Genomic DNA, 16,486 nt, shown 5'->3' with positions numbered 1-16,486 from the left:
GCGGCGTGGAGACATGTCGTCACTGTGGCATCGGATCCAGACGTAACCGCTCGAGCTGCCTGTAAGTCGAGTCTTTCGACTTCTCCACACCCTGGCACTCGGCTAACCCAAGGCAACGGGACCCGTCGTCGCGGCGCCGACGCGCTCATCGAGGGGTAACACCTGGCGCGGGAGTGGAACGGGTAATAGTTTATACATAAATAGGCTTTAGGGGTAAACTATTACCCATGGGACGTCGAGAACTTGGTGTAACCCGCGCTGCCGAGGACGCGATGGTCGTGCTCGGGCAGCAAATCCGGATGGCACGCGCTGCGCGAGGGATGACCGCCGAGCATCTCGCTGGCACAGCCGGCATGACACGGAAAACCTTGGCGGCCATCGAGCGCGGAAGCGCCGCGAGCAGTATCGGCAACGTGTTCAACGTTGCGTCGATCGTTGGTGTCCCCCTGTTCGGGGTCGACGACCCCGGTGAACTCATCGCGCTCCGCCGACGAGGCGAGGAACGGCTCGCACTACTTCCCGCACGTGTGGACAAGAAGCGAAAGGACAACGACGATGGCCTCGACTTCTGACATCTATGTTTGGGCGTGGCTGCCCGAGGCGGCCGCACCGGTCCCCGCTGGCCGTCTTCGGGAGGGTGCGCCCGGCCAGTTCTCCTTCGACTACGGTCGGCGGTATCTGGAGCGCGGCAACGCCATTTCCCTAGCCCCAACCCTCCCGCTATCAAAGCGAACGTTCGGGCCCACTGGGTCAATGGGGCTACCTGGTGCTCTGCGCGACTCGTCACCAGATGCATGGGGCCGGCGGGTCGTTCAGTACCAAGTCACCGGTGACCGAGGTGACGACGCAGACACGGGTGACCTTGACGAACGCACATACCTCTTGAACTCCGGCTCCAACCGCTTCGGCGCTATCGATTTCCAGACGTCAGTCACCGACTACGTCCCGCGTGCTACGGCGTCCGCCCCGCTGGAAACTCTCCTGAACGCAGCAGACCTCATTGAAGCCGGAGCCGATCTGCCGTTCGAACTCGAGCGAGCTCTCCTGAGCGGTACAGCGATGGGTGGGGCGCGCCCGAAGTCCGTCATCCACGACTCTGGTCGCGAGTACATCGCGAAGTTCACCGCATCCAATGACCACTTCCCTGTGGTCGGGGCAGAGGCAGCGAGCATGTTTCTCGCCGAGAAGGCGGGGCTCAACGTCGCTCGAACTCGGGTCGAGAGTGTCCTCGGTCGGATTGTCCTGCTGGTTGAGCGATTCGACCGAACGAACGACGGCGGGCGCATCCTTGCGACGAGTGCCCTGACCCTGACCGGCTTAGACGAGTTGCAGGCGCGCAGCGGCAGCTATGTCGAGTTTCTGGACGCTCTTCGCAGCAACGGCGCGCCCGAGGGTACTGCATCCGAGCTCTTCGCACGCATCGCATTCAACATGTCAATCTCCAACTCCGACGACCACCTTCGGAACCACGCGGCGCTCTGGGACGGATCTGTAGCGATACTCAGCCCCGCCTATGACCTTTCGCCCATGCGGCGTAGCGGAGAGACGGCTTCGCAGGCCATCGCATATGACAGGAACGGAACAAGGCGGAACAACTTATCTGACCTCATCGCCGCCCGTAGTCTCTATGACCTGACCAGAGACGAGGCCAACAGCATCGTTGCCCGAATCGAAGACGCTATTCGTGAGCACTGGGCAGAGGCTTCGGACTTCGGAATGCTGACCAGCGCCGACAGGCGCCTCCTGTGGGGGCGGCAGTTTCTCAATCCCGGCACCCTCTACGGTTTCCGTGATCGGTGAAGTTCGACCGTGGGCAAAGTCGCCAAGGCGTCGATGAGCACTCAGGAACTGCCGGCAAGCCGCCCGTCCAGGGACCCTGGTGCCCGAGCGACGCCGAGATCGATCCACCCACTAACTGACAGCACCTCATTACGCTTCGCCCCCTCTGCTCAACGCTTCCTACCACCAACACCGCGCACGGACGCAATTTGCTACATCCACATCGCGATCTGGTGTTTATCGAGAATCCCTAAAGACTCCAGCTCCACACCCCGAGTGGCCTTGCCCATGCCCACAGGTGTCACCGGTGGTGCCGGTTCGAGGCCCGCGCCGTTGATGAACATGAGCTTGACGTGGCGGGCAAAGCCCCCGCAGCTGAAGCACCAGCCATCGCCAACTCCGTAGTACGCCTGCCGCCGGAATTTGTCGCCGAAAGGGCATGGCACATCAGGCAGGCGACTGTGGGCATTCCGTGCAGTTGTCCTCGGACAATGTACGCGCGTGTCATGAACGGGTCCTGGAGCGGGCGGGTCACAATTACCGGCGGCGACCGCCGTTTTGGGATCATGTTGCCCATGTCAACCACTCCAGAAAATCCAGAGGGCCGCGGTGGCCGCTCGACGGCCACGTCCGACCGGGCAGCTGCCCCCACCGCCGGAGGGAATGCCGGCGAGGAGCGCAGCGCCCGCGTGGCCGTCACGTTGTTCCCGCTGTTGATCCTCGCCGGGGGAGCCATCGCGCTGTTCCTCCCGGCCCCGTTCCTGGGCTGGGCGGCGTTCATCAACCCCGGCCTGATGCTCATCATGTTCGGCATGGGCCTGACGTTGACCCTGCCCGACTTCTCCCTGGTGGTCCGCCAGCCGCTGCCGGTGCTGCTGGGTGTGATCGCCCAGTACGTGATCATGCCGTTGGCCGGCCTCGGCGTCTCGACGCTGTTGGGCCTGCCCCCGGCCCTGGCCGCCGGCGTCATCCTGGTCGGTTGCGCGCCCGGCGGCACGGCGTCGAACGTGGTGACCTACCTGGCCAAGGGCGACGTCGCCCTGTCGGTGACGATGACGAGCGTCTCGACGCTGATCGCCCCGATCTTCACCCCGCTGCTCACCCTCTGGCTGGCCGGGCAGTACCTGCCGGTCGACGCCGGGTCGATGGCCCTGTCGATCGTGCAGATCGTGCTGGTCCCGGTGGTGCTGGGCCTGGTCGTGCGGATGGCCGCGCCGAAGCTGGTTGCCGCAGTGCTGCCGGCGCTGCCCTGGGTGTCGGTGCTGGCGATCACGTTCGTGGTCATCGCCGTCGTCGCCGGCAGTGCCGCGGCAATCTTCAGCGCCGGGCTGCTGATCCTGGCCGCGGTCATCCTGCACAACGGGCTGGGCTACCTGCTCGGCTACGGCGCCGCCAAGCTCTTCCGCCTGCCGATCCCCTCGCGGCGCACCATGGCGATCGATGTCGGCATGCAGAACTCCGGGCTCGCCGCCGGCCTGGCCAAGACGTACTTCGCCCCCGAGGCGGCCCTTCCTGGCGCCGTATTCTCGGTCTGGCACAACGTCTCCGGAGCCATCCTCGCCGCCATCTGGAGGCGCAGCAGCGCGCGCACCCGGTAGCCGCCGCCGCGTGGCATGAAAAGGAGGGCGCACGCCGGCGGGATGATCCGCCGTCGCACGCCCTCCTTGGTGGGGTGCTGCGGTGCTACTTGGTGATCGGGCCGAGCACCGGGTCGTTCACGTAGGCTTCCTTCACGTTGGCCTTGGTGACGATCTGCGGTTCGAGCAGGTAGGCCGGGACGACCTTGACGCCGTTGTCGTAGGACTCGGTGTCGTTGACCTCGAGCTCCTTGCCCTGCTGCAGGTCCTTGACCATGGACGTGGCATGCTCCACCAAGGCACGGGTGTCCTTGTTGATGGTGGAGTACTGCACGCCCTTCATGATCGACTTCACCGATTCGACCTCGGAGTCCTGTCCGGTGACGATCGGGATGTCCTTGCCGGCGGCCTTGACCGAGGTCAGGATGGCCCGGGCGAGCGTGTCGTTCGGGGACAGTACGCCGTCGACCTTCTTGGAACCGGGGTAGGTGCCGGTCAGCAGGGTGTCCATGCGCTTCTGGGCGTTCTCGGCCTTCCAGCCCTGGGTGACCGCCTGGTCGAACTTCTTCTGGCCCGAGGCGACCTTGAGCGTGCCGTCGTCGATCTTCGGCTGCAGCACGTCCATGGCACCGTCGAAGAACACCTTGGCGTTGGCGTCATCCGGGGACCCGGCGAAGAGCTCGATGCTGTACGGCGCCTTGCCCTTCTTCTCCTTCAACCCGTCCAGCAGCGCCTGGCCCTGCAGCTGGCCGACCTTGAAGTTGTCGTACGCCACGTAGTAGTCGACGTCCTTGGTGTTCAGCAGCAGCCGGTCGTACGCGATGATCGTGGCCCCGGCATCCTTGGCGGCCTTGAGCTGGTTACCCAGCTGCTTGCCGTCGATGGCACCGACGATGATGACCTTGGCGCCCTTGGTGATCATGGCGTTGATCTGGTTCTGCTGTTCGGCGACTCCGCCGTTGGCGAACTGGACATCTGCCTTGAAGCCGGCGTCCGTGAGGTCCTTGTTGAACAGGTTTTCCGCCAGGACCCAGTTCTCACTGGTCTTCTGCGGCAGGGCGACGCCGATGGTGGCGCCCTGGTCGAATCCGGCGGCGGAGGAGCCCGCGGCGGCATCCGTGCTGGCATCCTGGCGGCCGCAGCCGGTCAGCGCCAGCGCGGCAATCGCGGTGACCGCCGCGAGCTGTGTTGCCTTGCCCATGATTTTCATTGGTTTTCCTTTTCTGGTGTGAGAGAGGTGGAGCGGGTGGTTTTCAGGCCCCGGTGGGGATCTTTTCCTGGGAGGCCTCGACGGCTTCCGCCTCGGGCTTGCTCTTGGTGAGCAGCCCGCGGGAGAGCAGCCCGGTGATGGATGGCTTGCCCTGGGACTTGTTGTAGACGTCGAAGGCGACGGCGGCCAGCAGCACCAGACCCTTGATGATCTGGGTGGCGTCGGCGCCCACGCCGAGCAGCTGCAGGCCGTTGTTCAGCACGGCCATCACCAGGCCGCCGATGATCGACCCGACGACGGTTCCGACACCGCCGGTCACCGCGGCGCCGCCGATGAAGACGGCGGCGATGGCGTCGAGCTCCCACATCATGCCGTCCGAGGGGCCGGAGGCGGTGGAGCGGCCGATGAAGATCATGCCGGCCAGGCCGGCGAGGATGGCCATGTTCATCATGACCAGGAAGTTGACCTTCTTCGAGCGCACGCCCGAGAGCTCCGCCGCGTGGCGGTTGCCGCCGACGGCGTAGATGTGGCGGCCGATGACGGTGCGCGAGGAGACGAATCCGTAGATGAGCACCAGGCCGATGAGGATGATGCCGGGGATCGGCAGCGACGTGCCGGGGCGGCCGGTGGCGAAGAGGTAGGTCGCGTAGAGGATGGCCGCGCTGATCAGGGTCAGCTTGGTGACCTGCACCCACATCGGCGCGACCACGGCGCCCAGCCGTGCGGCCTTGGCCCGGCCGCGCAGCCCCATGGTGACGACCAGCGCCACCGTGGCCAGGCCCAGGAGCACCGTGAGGTTGTTGTATCCGGTGGTCGGCCCGATTTCGGGCAGGTAGCCGGCGCCCATGTACTGGAAGTCCTCCGGGACCGGGATCGTGTTCGACTTGCCGACGAACTGGTTCAGCCCGCGGAAGAGCATCATGCCGGCCAGCGTCACGATGAACGCCGGGATCCCCACGTAGGCGACCCAGAACCCCTGCCAGGCGCCGATGACCGCGCCGAGGGCCAGTCCGAGCAGGACGCCGCCCCACCAGGGCAGGCCCCAGTCGCGCATCGTCAGGGCCACCGTGATGCCCACGAAGGCGGCGATGGAGCCGACGGAGAGGTCGATGTGGCCGGCGATGATCACCAGTACCATCCCGATGGCCAGGATCAGGATGTAGGCGTTGCCGTTGAGCAGGTTCATCAGGTTGCCGGAGGTCAGGGTCACGCCTTCGGTCATGATCTGGAAGAAGACCACCAGGGCCACCAGGGCAAAGATCATGCCGAATTGGCGGGTGTTGCCGCCAAAGAGCTGCTTGATCGCGTTCATTGTTAGTTCCTTGGTTCGCGGGGTTTGCGGGGGGAGGCCGGCCGGGGTGGCCTAGGCGGGGACGCGGCTTGAGGTCATGAGCCGCATGAGGTGTTCGGGGGTGGCCTCGGATTTGTCGACGACGCCGGTGACGGCCCCCTCGAAGATGGTGTAGATGCGGTCCGAGAGCCCCAGCAGTTCGGGCAGCTCCGAGGAGATGACGATGACGCCCTTTCCCTGGTTGGCCAGTTCCTGGATGATGCCGTAGATCTCGAACTTCGCGCCGACGTCGATGCCGCGGGTGGGTTCGTCCAGGATCAGCAGGTCCGGCTGGGTGAACATCCACTTGGCCAGCACCACCTTCTGCTGGTTGCCGCCCGAGAGCTTGTTGACGCCCTCCTCCACGGAGGGGGTCTTGGTGCGCAGCGCCTGCCGGTAGTGTTCGGCCACCTCGAATTCACGGTTCCGGTCCACGATGGAGCGGGGGCTGATCTCCTTGAGGTTGGCGGCGACGGTGGTCGCCTTGATATCGTCCAGCAGGTTCAGGCCCAGGGTCTTGCGGTCCTCGGTGACATAGCCCAAACCGGCGTCGATGGCCTGGGCGACATTGCGCAGCACGATGTCCCGGCCGTTCAGGGTGATGGTCCCGGACACGAACTTCCCGTAGGAACGCCCGAAGATGGATCGGGCGAGCTCGGTGCGGCCGGCACCCATCAGACCGGCGAAGCCGACGATTTCGCCGCGGCGGACGAAGAAGCTGGAGTCCTTGCAGACCATCCGGTCCGGGATCTGGGGGTGTGCGACGTTCCAGTGGCTGACCTCGAAGAACTTTTCGCCGATCTGGGGGGTGTGGTGCGGGAAACGCGATTCCAGCGTGCGACCCACCATGCCCTTGATGATCCGGTCCTCGTTGACACCCTCGTTGGCCACGTCCAGGGTCTCGATGGATTCCCCGTCGCGCAGGATGGTGATGGAATCGGCGACCTGTTCGATCTCGTTGAGCTTGTGGGAGATCATGATCGAGGTGATGCCCTTGCCCTTGAGCCCACGGATCAGGTCCAGCAGGTGCTGGGAGTCGGATTCGTTCAGTGCCGCGGTCGGTTCGTCGAGGATGAGCAGCTTCACCGACTTGTTCAGTGCCTTGGCGATCTCCACCAGCTGCTGTTTGCCGACGCCGATTTCCTTGATCGGGGTGTCCGGGGAATCCGAGAGGCCGACGCGGGCGAGCAGCTCCATGGCGCGCACCCGGGCCGAGGCCCAGTCGATGATGCCGAACCGGGTCGGTTCGTTGCCCAGGAAGATGTTCTCCATGATGCTCAGCTCGGGGATCAGCGCGAGTTCCTGGTGGATGATCACGATGCCGGCCTGCTCGCTGGCGTTGATGCCGCGGAAGGACTGGATGGCGCCCTGGAAGTAGATGTCACCGGTGTAGGTGCCGTGGGGGTAGACGCCGGAGAGGACCTTCATCAGGGTGGATTTCCCGGCGCCGTTTTCCCCGCAGATGGCGTGGATCTCGCCGGCGCGGACCGCCAGGTTGACGTCGGCCAGGGCCTTGACGCCCGGGAACTCCTTGGTGATGGACCGCATCTCCAGGATGTTGGGGGCCTGGTGCCCGGTGGGTGGTGTGTTCATGGTGCCCTGCGGCCTTCCGGTGGATGTGTCGATGGGGGTGCTGTGTCGTCCTCGGGGTCCGGCGACGGGATCAGGGGGCACGGATGCCCACATGCTGGAAGGCCAATGCGGCGGCTCCGAGGGCCTCGGCCCGGTCGCCCAGGGACGACATGACCAGCGTCGTGCTCGCGCCGACGACGGGGACGGCATGGCGCAGCAGGCCGCGCCGGATGGGGTCAAGGAGCAGGTCGCCGAGTCCGGCCAGGGGGCCGCCGACGACGATTACTTCCGGGTTGAGCAGGTTGGCGATGTTGCCCAGCGCCTGTCCCACGGCCATGCCGGCGTCATCCACGACCCGCAGGACCGCCGAGCGCCCGTCGGCTGCCTGCCCGACGATGTCTTCCGCCGTCTCCGGGGGCGTTCCCGACCGGGAGAGCAGGTTGATCATGACGGTGGTGGAGGCGACCGTCTCCAGGCAGCCGCGGTTGCCGCAGCGGCAGACGGCTCCGTGCTCCTGGACCGTGGCATGGCCGATCTCCCCGGTGATGCCGACATTTCCGTAGTAGGGGGCGCCGTTGATGATCAGCCCGGCGCCGATGCCCGAACCGATCTTGATGAAGACGAGGTTCTCCATCCCGTTGTGCGGGCCCCAGGTGACCTCGGCCAGGGCTCCGAGGTTCGCGTCGTTGTCCACGATCACGGGCAGGTCGAGCGTTTCCTCGAGCCGTTCCTGGATGTTCAGTCCCACCCACTCGGGCAGGATGGCGCCCTGGGCGACCGTGCCGGTGCGGCGGTCGATGGGGCCGGGGATGCCCACACCGGCGCCGATGAGGGCGCTGGGGGCCAGGCCCTTGGCGGCCAGCAGTTCGGTGATCAGTCCCGCTGCCGCGGCGATGCCCTCCTCGGCATGGTGGCCCAGCGGCAGGATGACCGTCTTCTCGGCGACGATCTGGTAGTTCAACGAGGAGAACACCACGCGCAGGTGGCGGCGCCCGAAGTCGATGCCGACGGCGATCGCGCCGTCGCTGATCAGCTTCACGTTCAGGGCGCGTCGGCCGGAGCTGGTGGTGGGTTCGGTGCTGACGAGTCCGGCTGTCTGCATGAACTTCACGATGTTCGACACCGTAGCGGTGGACAGCCCGGTCTGCCGGGCCAGTTCGGCCTGGGTGGACGGTCCGGAGAGCAGGCAATCGATGATGCGCTGCTGGTTCAGGTGGCGTAGCGCCGATTGGGAGCCCGGGCTCTTGCGCGCCGTCGGTGACGCGGCTCTCGTTTCCAGCATGGGAAGTAGTCTGCATCACATTTGACTTGGCGTCAAGAAGTGAACGCATGAATGCCAAAACGTGATCTTTGGCCTTTTGAAATTACCGCAAGGTGGCTTCCCGGGGGCCTGGGGTCACGGCAGCGGCCACTCGTGGACCGGGCCGGTGTGGTGCATGTGCTCCCAGTACAACCGGGTCATCTCCTGCAGGGCCCGGCGCCGGTCGAGTCCGTGGCCCTCGAGGCGGTCCAGCGCCTGGATCTGCCACAGGGCGCCGTTCTGCTCGGTGCTGGCCCGCTCGCGCAGCACGTCGAGGTAGCGCGCGGCCACGGCGTCGTCGACGCCGAGGTCGGCGAGCCCCTCGGCCGCCAGCGGCAGCAGGTGGCGCACGATGAGCTCGGAGACCGGGATCTCCCCGACGCCGGGCCAGTAGACGGTGGCGTGCAGGCCGTCGCGGGCGCAGGCCAGGAAGTTCTCCGTGGCGGTCCCGAAGGCCATCCTCGACCAGAGCGGGCGTTGGGCGGTGCGCAGCCGGCGGACCAGACCGAAGAAGAAGGCGGCGTTGGCCACCGTGTCCAGCACGCTGGGCCCGGCGGGCAGCAGGCGGTTTTCCAGGCGGAGGTTCGGCAGGGCGGTTCCCGGGTCGTAGATGGGCCGGTTCCAGCGGTAGACCGTCCCGTTGTGCAGCAGCAGCTCGTGCAGTTGTGGTGCCCCCGAACGGGTCTTCTCCGGCCGCCGTCCGGCCAGTTCGGGCAGCAATGCCGGGAAGTAGCGCACGTTCTCCTCGAACAGGTCGAAGAACGAGGTGATCCAGCGTTCGCCGAACCACACGCGGGGCCGCACCCCCTGGGCGCGCATTTCGGGTGCACGGGTGTCGATCGCCTGCTTGAACAACTCGATGCGGGTCTCATGCCAGAGCACCTTCTCGAGGAACACGGGGGAGTTGGCGGCCAGCGCGACCTGCGGTCCGGCAATGATCTGGGCTGCGTTCCAGGCCGGGGCGAATTCGTTGGGGGACAGCTGCACGTGGAGCTGGACCGAGGTGCAGGCGGCCTCCGGGGCGATGGTCTGGGCATAGAAACGCAGGTGCTCGCGCCCGGAGATGTCGATCAGCACATCCTCGCCGCGGGCCTGCAGCACCGAGGTGTTCAGGGCCGCATAGCGCTTGCCCGCGCTCATCCAGCCCTTCTCCTGCAGCTGGTCGGCACGCAGCGTGGGCAGGATGCCGGTCATCAGCAGGTCCGCCCCGGCAGCGTCGGCCCGGGCATCGGCACGATTGAGCTGCTCGCGCAGGCTCTCCTCGAGTTCGCGCAGCCCACGCCCGGCCACGTCCAGGGCCGGATGGTTCAGTTCGATGTTGAACGCGCCGATCTCCGTCTGGAAGGCCTCGTCGGCGATGGACTCGAGCACTGCGGCATTGCGCATGGCCGGGGTGAAGTCCCCGTTGGCCAGGTTCAACTCGAGCTCCAGGCCGATGGTTCCCGAGGCGGCGAAATGCCCATCGGAGAGGAACGCCTCGAAGGTCTCGAGGTTCTGGTTCAGGCGCTCACGGTACGTCGTGCGCTGCGCCCGCGTGAAGGTCTTCTTGCTGACTTCGGCTCCCATGAACCGAGAGTACTGGCGAGTCGCCGCGGTGTATACGGCAACCGGGATCCGCCCGGGAGCGCGGGCACCGGCTCACACGACGGCGTCGTTGGGGTAGCTGACACCGAGCTGGTTGCGCACCCCGTCGAGCAGGCGCATGGTGTCCACCGAATCGGCCCAGCTCATGGTCGGGCTCTCGGCGAGTCCCTGCTGGATGCAGCGGGTCGCCTCGCGCAGCTCGTAGACGTAGTTCCGCCCCACCGGTTCGAAGGACACGGTGCGCGGCTCGCCCCCGAGGGGGTGGACCTCGAAGGAGGACGGGTTGTTCAGCGGCCCGGAGGTGCGCAGCCAGCCCGTGCTGCCGGCGATGACCGCCTCGCGGGGCCCTGCCCCGGTGAGTGAGCAGAGCAGCTGGGCCTGCGCCCCCGAGCCGTAGCCCAGGGTGAGGGACTCCTGGGTGTCCACCCCGTCGTCGTTCAGGTTCCCCACCGCCTGCACGGAGTTCGGGAAGCCCAGGCAGCCCAGCGCCCAGGTCAGCGGGTAGACCGCCAGATCCAGCAGGGCGCCGCCCCCGGCCGCGGGATCCCAGAGCCGCCAGGCGGGGTCGTAGGGGGCGGGGAAGCCGAGGTCGGCGCGGATCCAGGCGATGTCGCCGAGCCCGCCGGAGTCGACGAGCTCCAGGGCGCGGTGCACCGCCGGCAGGAACCGGGTCCAGACCGCCTCCATGAGGAAGAGCCCGCGCGTGCGGGCGAGCTCCACGAGCTCGAGCGCCTCGGCGGCGTTGATGGTCAGCGACTTCTCGCACAACACGTGCTTGCCCGCGGTGAGGGCGTCGCGGGCGACCTCGAAATGCTGGCCGTGCGGTGTGGCGATGTAGACGGCATCCACCGCCGGATCGGCGAGGAGCGCGGCCAGTCCGGTGCGTCCGCCGTCGTCCCCGTAGGACGTCGCGAAGCCGTGTTCGGCCGCGAAGGAGGCGGCCCGGCCGGCATCGCGCGAACTGACAGCCTGCAGGACGGCGTCCTCGAGCAGGGCCAGGTCCGCGGTGACCGTGCTGGCGATGCGTCCGGTCGAGACCACGCCCCAGCGCACCGGGCGCCCCGTCGCGGACAGGGGCGATGCGGCGTTCGGCTCGGCACAGGGCGGGGTGGGGAAGCGCAGGCTCATGCCCCCAGCTTGGCACGGGGGCCCGGGGGCGGCAACGCACCGCCCGGCGGGTCAGTGCGTGTTGGCCGCGCGGTGCTTCTCCGCCAGGACGAGGTAGTGCTCGCTGTTGGTGCGCAACCCGTGGACCTCCTCCTCGGTGAGCTCGCGGCGGACCTTGGCCGGGACGCCGGCCACCAGGGAGCGCGGCGGGACGACGGTCCCCTCCAGGACCAGGGCGCCGGCCGCGACGAGGGACTGCTCGCCGATCTGCGCGCCGTTCATCACGGTGGCGCTCATGCCGATCAGGCAGCCGTCGCCGATGGTGCAGCCGTGGATGACGGCCGAGTGGCCGACGGAGACGCCGGTGCCCACGGTGGCCGGGTAGCCGGAATCGGCATGCACGACGACGTTGTCCTGCAGGTTGGTCATGGCGCCGATGCGGATGGGGGCGGAGTCGCCGCGGACCGAGACGCCGTAGAACGCGCTGGCGCGCTCGCCGATCTCGACGTCGCCGGACAGGACGGCGGTGGGGGCGATGAAGGACGGCTGGGCGACCTTCGGGGTCTTCGAATCGATGGTGATGATGTGGGTCATGACCCGAGTGTACAAACCCGGCCCGCCGGTGCCTTAGTTGAAGACGACGGTGCGGCGCCCGTCGAGCAGGACACGGCGCTGGGCGGCCCACTGCACGGCCTGGGCCAGCGTGCGCCCCTCCACGTCGCGGCCCATCGCCACGAACTGCTCCGGCGTCTTGGCGTGGTTGACCCGGATGACCTGCTGGTCGATGATCGGCCCCTCGTCCAGGTCCGCGGTGACGTAGTGGGCGGTGGCCCCGATCATCTTCACGCCGCGGGCGTGCGCCTGGTGGTAGGGGCGTGCACCCTTGAAGGAGGGCAGGAACGAGTGGTGGATGTTGATGGCGCGCCCGGAGAGTGCGCGGCAGAGCCCGTCGGAGAGGATCTGCATGTAGCGGGCCAGGACCACCAGCTCGATGTCGTGCCGGCGCACCAGCTCGAGCAGCCGCGCCTCCGCGTCGGGCTTGGTGCCGGCGGTGACCGGCAGGTGCAGGAAGTCCACCCCGTAGAACTGGGCCATCGGGGCCAGATCGGTGTGGTTGGAGACGATCAGCGGGACCTCGATGGGCAGCGAACCGGCGCGCTGCTGGAAGAGCAGGTCGTTGAGCGCATGCCCGGCGGTGGAGCACATGATCAGCGTGCGCAGCGGCTGGGCCTGGGGGTGGACGGCGAGCGTCATGTCGAAGGCGGCGGACACCGCGTCGAGCGGGGCGCGCACCGCGTCGATGTCCGCGGCGGTGGACACGGCGACGCGCATGAAGAACAGGCCCGACTCGGGGCTCTCGAACTGCTGGGACTCGGTGATGTTGCATCCGGCCTGGAGCAGGGCGCCGGAGACGGCGTGCACGATGCCGGGCTGGTCGGCGCAGGAGAGGGTCACGATGAATTGCTGGCTGGTCACCGCACCTAGCCTACCGGCACCGGTTCCAGCGACCGCAGGGCGGCCCGCGCCGCGGCCCGGCCGGCCCGGGTGGCCCCCAGCGTGGAGGCCGACGCCCCGTAGCCGACCAGGAACAGGCGCGGCTCGCGGGCCACCGAGACCGCGTCCGCGGCCAGGCGGATGCCGCCGCCGGGCTCGCGCAGCCGCAATGGGGCCAGATGCTCCACCGCGGCCCGGAACCCGGTGGCCCAGAGCACGGCGTCGATCTCCGCCGTCGTGCCGTCGGCGAAGACCGCGCCGTGGGGCAGCAGGCGCTGGAGCGGTCCGCGGGAGGCCAGTACCCCGGAGGCGATCCCGTCGCGGTACTGCGCCGTCAGCGGCAGCCCGGTCTCGGCGACCACGCTGCGCGGCGGCAGCCCGGCGGAGGTGCGGGCGTTGACCCGTTCCTCGACGCCGCGGCCCCATGCTGCGTCGAAGGCGATGTCCGTCCAGTCCGGGGCGCGACGGGTCGACCAGGTGGTGTCGGCGCCGGCGGCATCGAGCTGGAGCAGGAACTGCACGGCGGAGGTCCCGCCGCCGACCACCAGCACGCGCTCGCCGGTGAAGTCGGTGGCTGCGGTGAAGTCGTGGGTGTGCAGCTGCCGGCCGGCGAAGTCGCCGCGACCGGGAGAGGACGGCCAGTAGGGACGGTCCCAGGTGCCGGTGGCGTTCACCACGGCGCCGGCGGTCCAGGTCCTGCCGTCGGCTGCACGGACGAGCAGCCCGTCGGCGGGGTCGTCGGCGCGGGTGACGGACACTACCGGAACCGGGCGGATGACCCCGAGCCCGAAGCGCGCTTCGTAGTCGCCGTAGTAGCGGGAGACGACGGCGGAGGCCGGTTCCTGGGGGTCGGGGGTGCCCAGGGCCAGGCCGGGCAGGTCGTGCAGCGCGTGGGCCGCATCGAAGGTCAGCGCGTCCCAGCGGTGCCGCCAGGCCCCGCCGGGCCCGTCGTTGGCATCGAGCACCACGAAGTCGGTTCCCGGGGCCAGCCCGCGCCGGACCAGGTGGTAGGCGGCGCTGAGCCCCGCCTGGCCCGCCCCGATGACCACGACCTGCATGCCACACCCCTTTGCTTGAATACTCAACTACTGGGGGAACGGCTGCGGATGGGTGCGTATTCCCCACCGTGCGGTGACGGGCTTCATGCCGCGCAATGGGCGCGTAAACCTTCGGCAGTGCCGGGCCCGGCTCGGTTAGCATGGGAGCGTCGCGACTGGCGTTTAAGTGGAGGACCACGGGGGAGCGACGGCAGGATCAACCACCGGATCGCGCGCCTGGACCCGGGGTCAGCGATGCGGCTTGCGCCGTCGTCGTGTCCCAGACCGCAGAACATCCCCGTAGCAGGAGAAGAACCAGTGAGCAGAGACAACATCGTCACCAACCAGCCCTTGTCCGAGGTGGACCCGGAGATCGCCGCGGTGCTGACCGCCGAACTCGGACGCCAGCGCAACACCCTGGAAATGATCGCCTCGGAGAACTTCGCCCCGCGCGCCGTCCTGCAGGCCCAGGGCTCGGTGCTGACCAACAAGTACGCCGAGGGCTATCCGGGCCGCCGCTACTACGGCGGCTGCGAGCACGTGGACGTCGCCGAGAACCTGGCGCGCGACCGCGTGAAATCCCTGTTCGGGGCGAAGTACGCCAACGTCCAGCCGCACTCCGGCGCCTCCGCCAACGCCGCAGCCCTGGCCGCCATGATCGAGCCCGGGGACAAGATCCTGGGCCTCTCGCTGGCCCACGGCGGACACCTGACGCACGGGATGAAGCTCAACTTCTCCGGCAAGCTCTACACGGTCGCCGCCTACGAGGTCGAACCGGACACCTTCACCATCGACATGGACAAGCTGCGCGCCCAGGCCATTGCCGAGAAGCCGCAGGTCATCATCGCCGGCTGGTCCGCCTACCCGCGCCAGCTCGACTTCGCCGCCTTCCGCTCCATCGCCGACGAGGTCGGCGCGCTGCTCTGGGTCGACATGGCCCACTTCGCCGGGCTCGTCGCCGCCGGCCTGCACCCGAACCCGGTGCCCTACGCCGACGTCGTGACCTCCACGGTGCACAAGACGCTGGCCGGGCCGCGCTCGGGTCTGATCCTGACCAACGACCTGGAGCTGTACAAGAAGATCAACTCCAATGTCTTCCCCGGCCAGCAGGGCGGACCGCTGATGCATGCCATCGCCGGCAAGGCGGTCGCGTTCAGGATCGCCGCGTCCGAGGAGTTCCGCGAACGCCAGGAACGCACCCTCGAGGGCGCGCGCATCCTGGCCGCCCGCCTCGGCGAGGAGGACGTCGCGGCGAAGGGCGTCTCCGTGCTCACCGGTGGCACCGACGTCCACCTGGCGCTGGTGGACCTGCGTGACTCCGAGCTGGACGGCCAGCAGGCCGAGGACCTGCTGCACTCCATCGGCATCACGGTCAACCGCAACGCCGTGCCGTTCGACCCCCGCCCGCCGATGGTCACCTCCGGGCTGCGCATCGGCACCCCCGCACTGGCCACGCGCGGTTTCGGTGCCGCCGAATTCACCGAGGTCTCCGACATCATCGCCATCGCCTTGCGCGACGGGGCGGCGGCAGACACCGCGGCCCTCGGCGCCCGGGTCGGGAAGCTCGCGTCCGCATTCCCCCTCTACGCAGAATTGGAGCAGTGGTAAACATGGCAGAACGTGCCCAGATCCTCGACGGCAAGGCCACCGCGGCAGCCATCAAGGCCGAACTGACCGAACGCGTCGCCGCCCTGGCCCAACGCGGCATCACCCCCGGCCTGGGGACCATCCTGGTGGGCGATGATCCGGGATCGAAGTGGTACGTCGGCGGCAAGCACAAGGACTGCGCCGAGGTCGGCATCACCTCGATCCGCATCGACCTGCCCGACGACACCACCCAGGACATGCTGCTGTCCAAGGTCCGTGAGCTCAATGAGAACCCCGAGTGCACCGGCTACATCGTCCAGCTGCCGCTACCGAAGCACATCGACCAGGACGCCGTGCTGGAGGCGATGGACCCGGCCAAGGACGCCGACGGCCTGCACCCGATGAACCTGGGCCGTCTCGTGGCCAACGTGAACCGCCCCATGGAGTCGCCGCTGCCCTGCACGCCCAAGGGCTGCGTGGAACTGCTGGCCCGCCACGGCATCGACCTGTTGGGCAAGGACGTGCTGGTGGTCGGCCGCGGCGTCACCATCGGCCGCCCCATCGGCCTGCTGCTCACGCGCAAGGAGATCAACGCCACGGTCACCCTGGCCCACACCGGGACCACCGACCTGGCCGCGCACCTGGCGCGCGCCGACGTCGTCATCGCCGCCGCGGGATCCCCGCACATGATCAAGGCCCAGGACCTCAAGCCCGGCGCGATCGTGCTCGACGTCGGCGTCAGCCGGGTCGACGACGGCTCCGGCAAGGCCAAGGTCACCGGGGACGTGGACCCGGGCGCCTACGACGTCGCCTCGTGGATCTCGCCGAACCCCGGCGGCGTGGGCCCGATGACCCGCGCCATGCTGCTGTCCAACGTGGTGGAATCCGCCGAGCGCCAGGCCGGCTGAC

At 68.1% G+C, this 16,486-nt stretch carries 15 protein-coding genes and 1 riboswitch; of the genes, 5 read left to right on the top strand and 10 right to left on the bottom strand.

The window, feature by feature from the left end; genetic code table 11:
• Positions 1-227: 227 nt before the first annotated feature.
• Together AC1MEQ_RS04145 and AC1MEQ_RS04140 are read left to right on the top strand one after the other, a co-directional pair.
• Complete coding sequence (locus tag AC1MEQ_RS04145) at positions 228-572, top strand: helix-turn-helix transcriptional regulator (RefSeq protein ID WP_479794214.1); 345 nt, start codon at positions 228-230, stop codon at positions 570-572.
• Entirely contained in the window at positions 556-1,800 is a 1,245-nt protein-coding gene (locus tag AC1MEQ_RS04140) for a type II toxin-antitoxin system HipA family toxin (protein ID WP_479794213.1), read from the top strand. The genes AC1MEQ_RS04145 and AC1MEQ_RS04140 overlap by 17 nt, the downstream gene beginning before the upstream one ends.
• 191 nt (positions 1,801-1,991) lie before the next feature.
• Here AC1MEQ_RS04140 and AC1MEQ_RS04135 read toward each other — a convergent pair whose 3' ends face one another.
• Positions 1,992-2,123 carry a hypothetical protein gene (locus tag AC1MEQ_RS04135; RefSeq protein WP_479794211.1) on the bottom strand — a complete coding sequence of 44 codons (132 nt, stop codon included), beginning with the start codon at positions 2,121-2,123 and terminating at the stop codon, positions 1,992-1,994.
• A 231-nt stretch (positions 2,124-2,354) separates the two neighbouring features.
• On the opposite strand from AC1MEQ_RS04135, the gene AC1MEQ_RS04130 reads away from it, so the two are divergent.
• Positions 2,355-3,377, top strand: coding sequence for a bile acid:sodium symporter family protein (locus AC1MEQ_RS04130; protein ID WP_479794209.1), 1,023 nt, complete (start codon positions 2,355-2,357; stop codon positions 3,375-3,377).
• A gap of 85 nt (positions 3,378-3,462) precedes the next feature.
• Here AC1MEQ_RS04130 and AC1MEQ_RS04125 read toward each other — a convergent pair whose 3' ends face one another.
• The 9 genes from AC1MEQ_RS04125 to AC1MEQ_RS04085 form a co-directional block, all read right to left on the bottom strand.
• A complete protein-coding gene (locus AC1MEQ_RS04125) occupies positions 3,463-4,566 on the bottom strand; it encodes a substrate-binding domain-containing protein (RefSeq protein ID WP_479794207.1) in 1,104 nt (367 codons plus the stop codon).
• Between the two features lie 43 nt (positions 4,567-4,609).
• Complete coding sequence (gene mmsB / locus AC1MEQ_RS04120; protein WP_479794205.1) at positions 4,610-5,878, bottom strand: multiple monosaccharide ABC transporter permease; 1,269 nt, start codon at positions 5,876-5,878, stop codon at positions 4,610-4,612.
• Positions 5,879-5,929: 51 nt separating this feature from the next.
• The gene (gene mmsA, locus AC1MEQ_RS04115) at positions 5,930-7,489 is read right to left on the bottom strand and encodes a multiple monosaccharide ABC transporter ATP-binding protein (protein WP_479794204.1); all 1,560 of its coding nucleotides are present in this window, start codon (positions 7,487-7,489) and stop codon (positions 5,930-5,932) included.
• 70 nt (positions 7,490-7,559) lie between these two features.
• A complete protein-coding gene (locus AC1MEQ_RS04110) occupies positions 7,560-8,750 on the bottom strand; it encodes an ROK family transcriptional regulator (protein ID WP_479794202.1) in 1,191 nt (396 codons plus the stop codon).
• A gap of 114 nt (positions 8,751-8,864) precedes the next feature.
• Positions 8,865-10,334 (bottom strand): glutamate-cysteine ligase family protein, encoded by a 1,470-nt coding sequence (locus AC1MEQ_RS04105; protein WP_479794200.1) that lies wholly within the window; start codon positions 10,332-10,334, stop codon positions 8,865-8,867.
• 72 nt (positions 10,335-10,406) lie between these two features.
• Positions 10,407-11,480, bottom strand: coding sequence for a Gfo/Idh/MocA family protein (locus AC1MEQ_RS04100; RefSeq protein WP_479794198.1), 1,074 nt, complete (start codon positions 11,478-11,480; stop codon positions 10,407-10,409).
• A 51-nt stretch (positions 11,481-11,531) separates the two neighbouring features.
• Positions 11,532-12,053, bottom strand: a complete 522-nt coding sequence (locus AC1MEQ_RS04095; RefSeq protein ID WP_479794196.1) for a gamma carbonic anhydrase family protein — start codon at positions 12,051-12,053, stop codon at positions 11,532-11,534.
• A gap of 33 nt (positions 12,054-12,086) precedes the next feature.
• Positions 12,087-12,935: a formyltetrahydrofolate deformylase gene (gene purU, locus AC1MEQ_RS04090; RefSeq protein ID WP_479794194.1), complete on the bottom strand. Its 849-nt coding sequence runs from the start codon at positions 12,933-12,935 to the stop codon at positions 12,087-12,089.
• A gap of 5 nt (positions 12,936-12,940) precedes the next feature.
• Entirely contained in the window at positions 12,941-14,011 is a 1,071-nt protein-coding gene (locus AC1MEQ_RS04085; RefSeq protein ID WP_479794192.1) for an FAD-dependent oxidoreductase, read from the bottom strand.
• A gap of 141 nt (positions 14,012-14,152) precedes the next feature.
• Positions 14,153-14,240: riboswitch (ZMP/ZTP riboswitch) on the top strand.
• Positions 14,241-14,308: 68 nt separating this feature from the next.
• Between AC1MEQ_RS04085 and glyA the strand changes: the two genes are divergently transcribed.
• Positions 14,309-15,598, top strand: a complete 1,290-nt coding sequence (gene glyA / locus AC1MEQ_RS04080; protein WP_479794191.1) for a serine hydroxymethyltransferase — start codon at positions 14,309-14,311, stop codon at positions 15,596-15,598.
• Between the two features lie 2 nt (positions 15,599-15,600).
• On the top strand, positions 15,601-16,485 hold the full coding sequence (locus tag AC1MEQ_RS04075) for a bifunctional methylenetetrahydrofolate dehydrogenase/methenyltetrahydrofolate cyclohydrolase (RefSeq protein ID WP_479794189.1): 885 nt from the start codon (positions 15,601-15,603) through the stop codon (positions 16,483-16,485).
• The last annotated feature ends 1 nt before the right edge of the window (position 16,486 follow it).

The organism is Arthrobacter sp. ASL1 (assembly GCF_056680475.1).
Note: the sequence above shows the minus strand (reverse complement) of the source record. Positions and strands in the feature narration are given on the sequence as shown.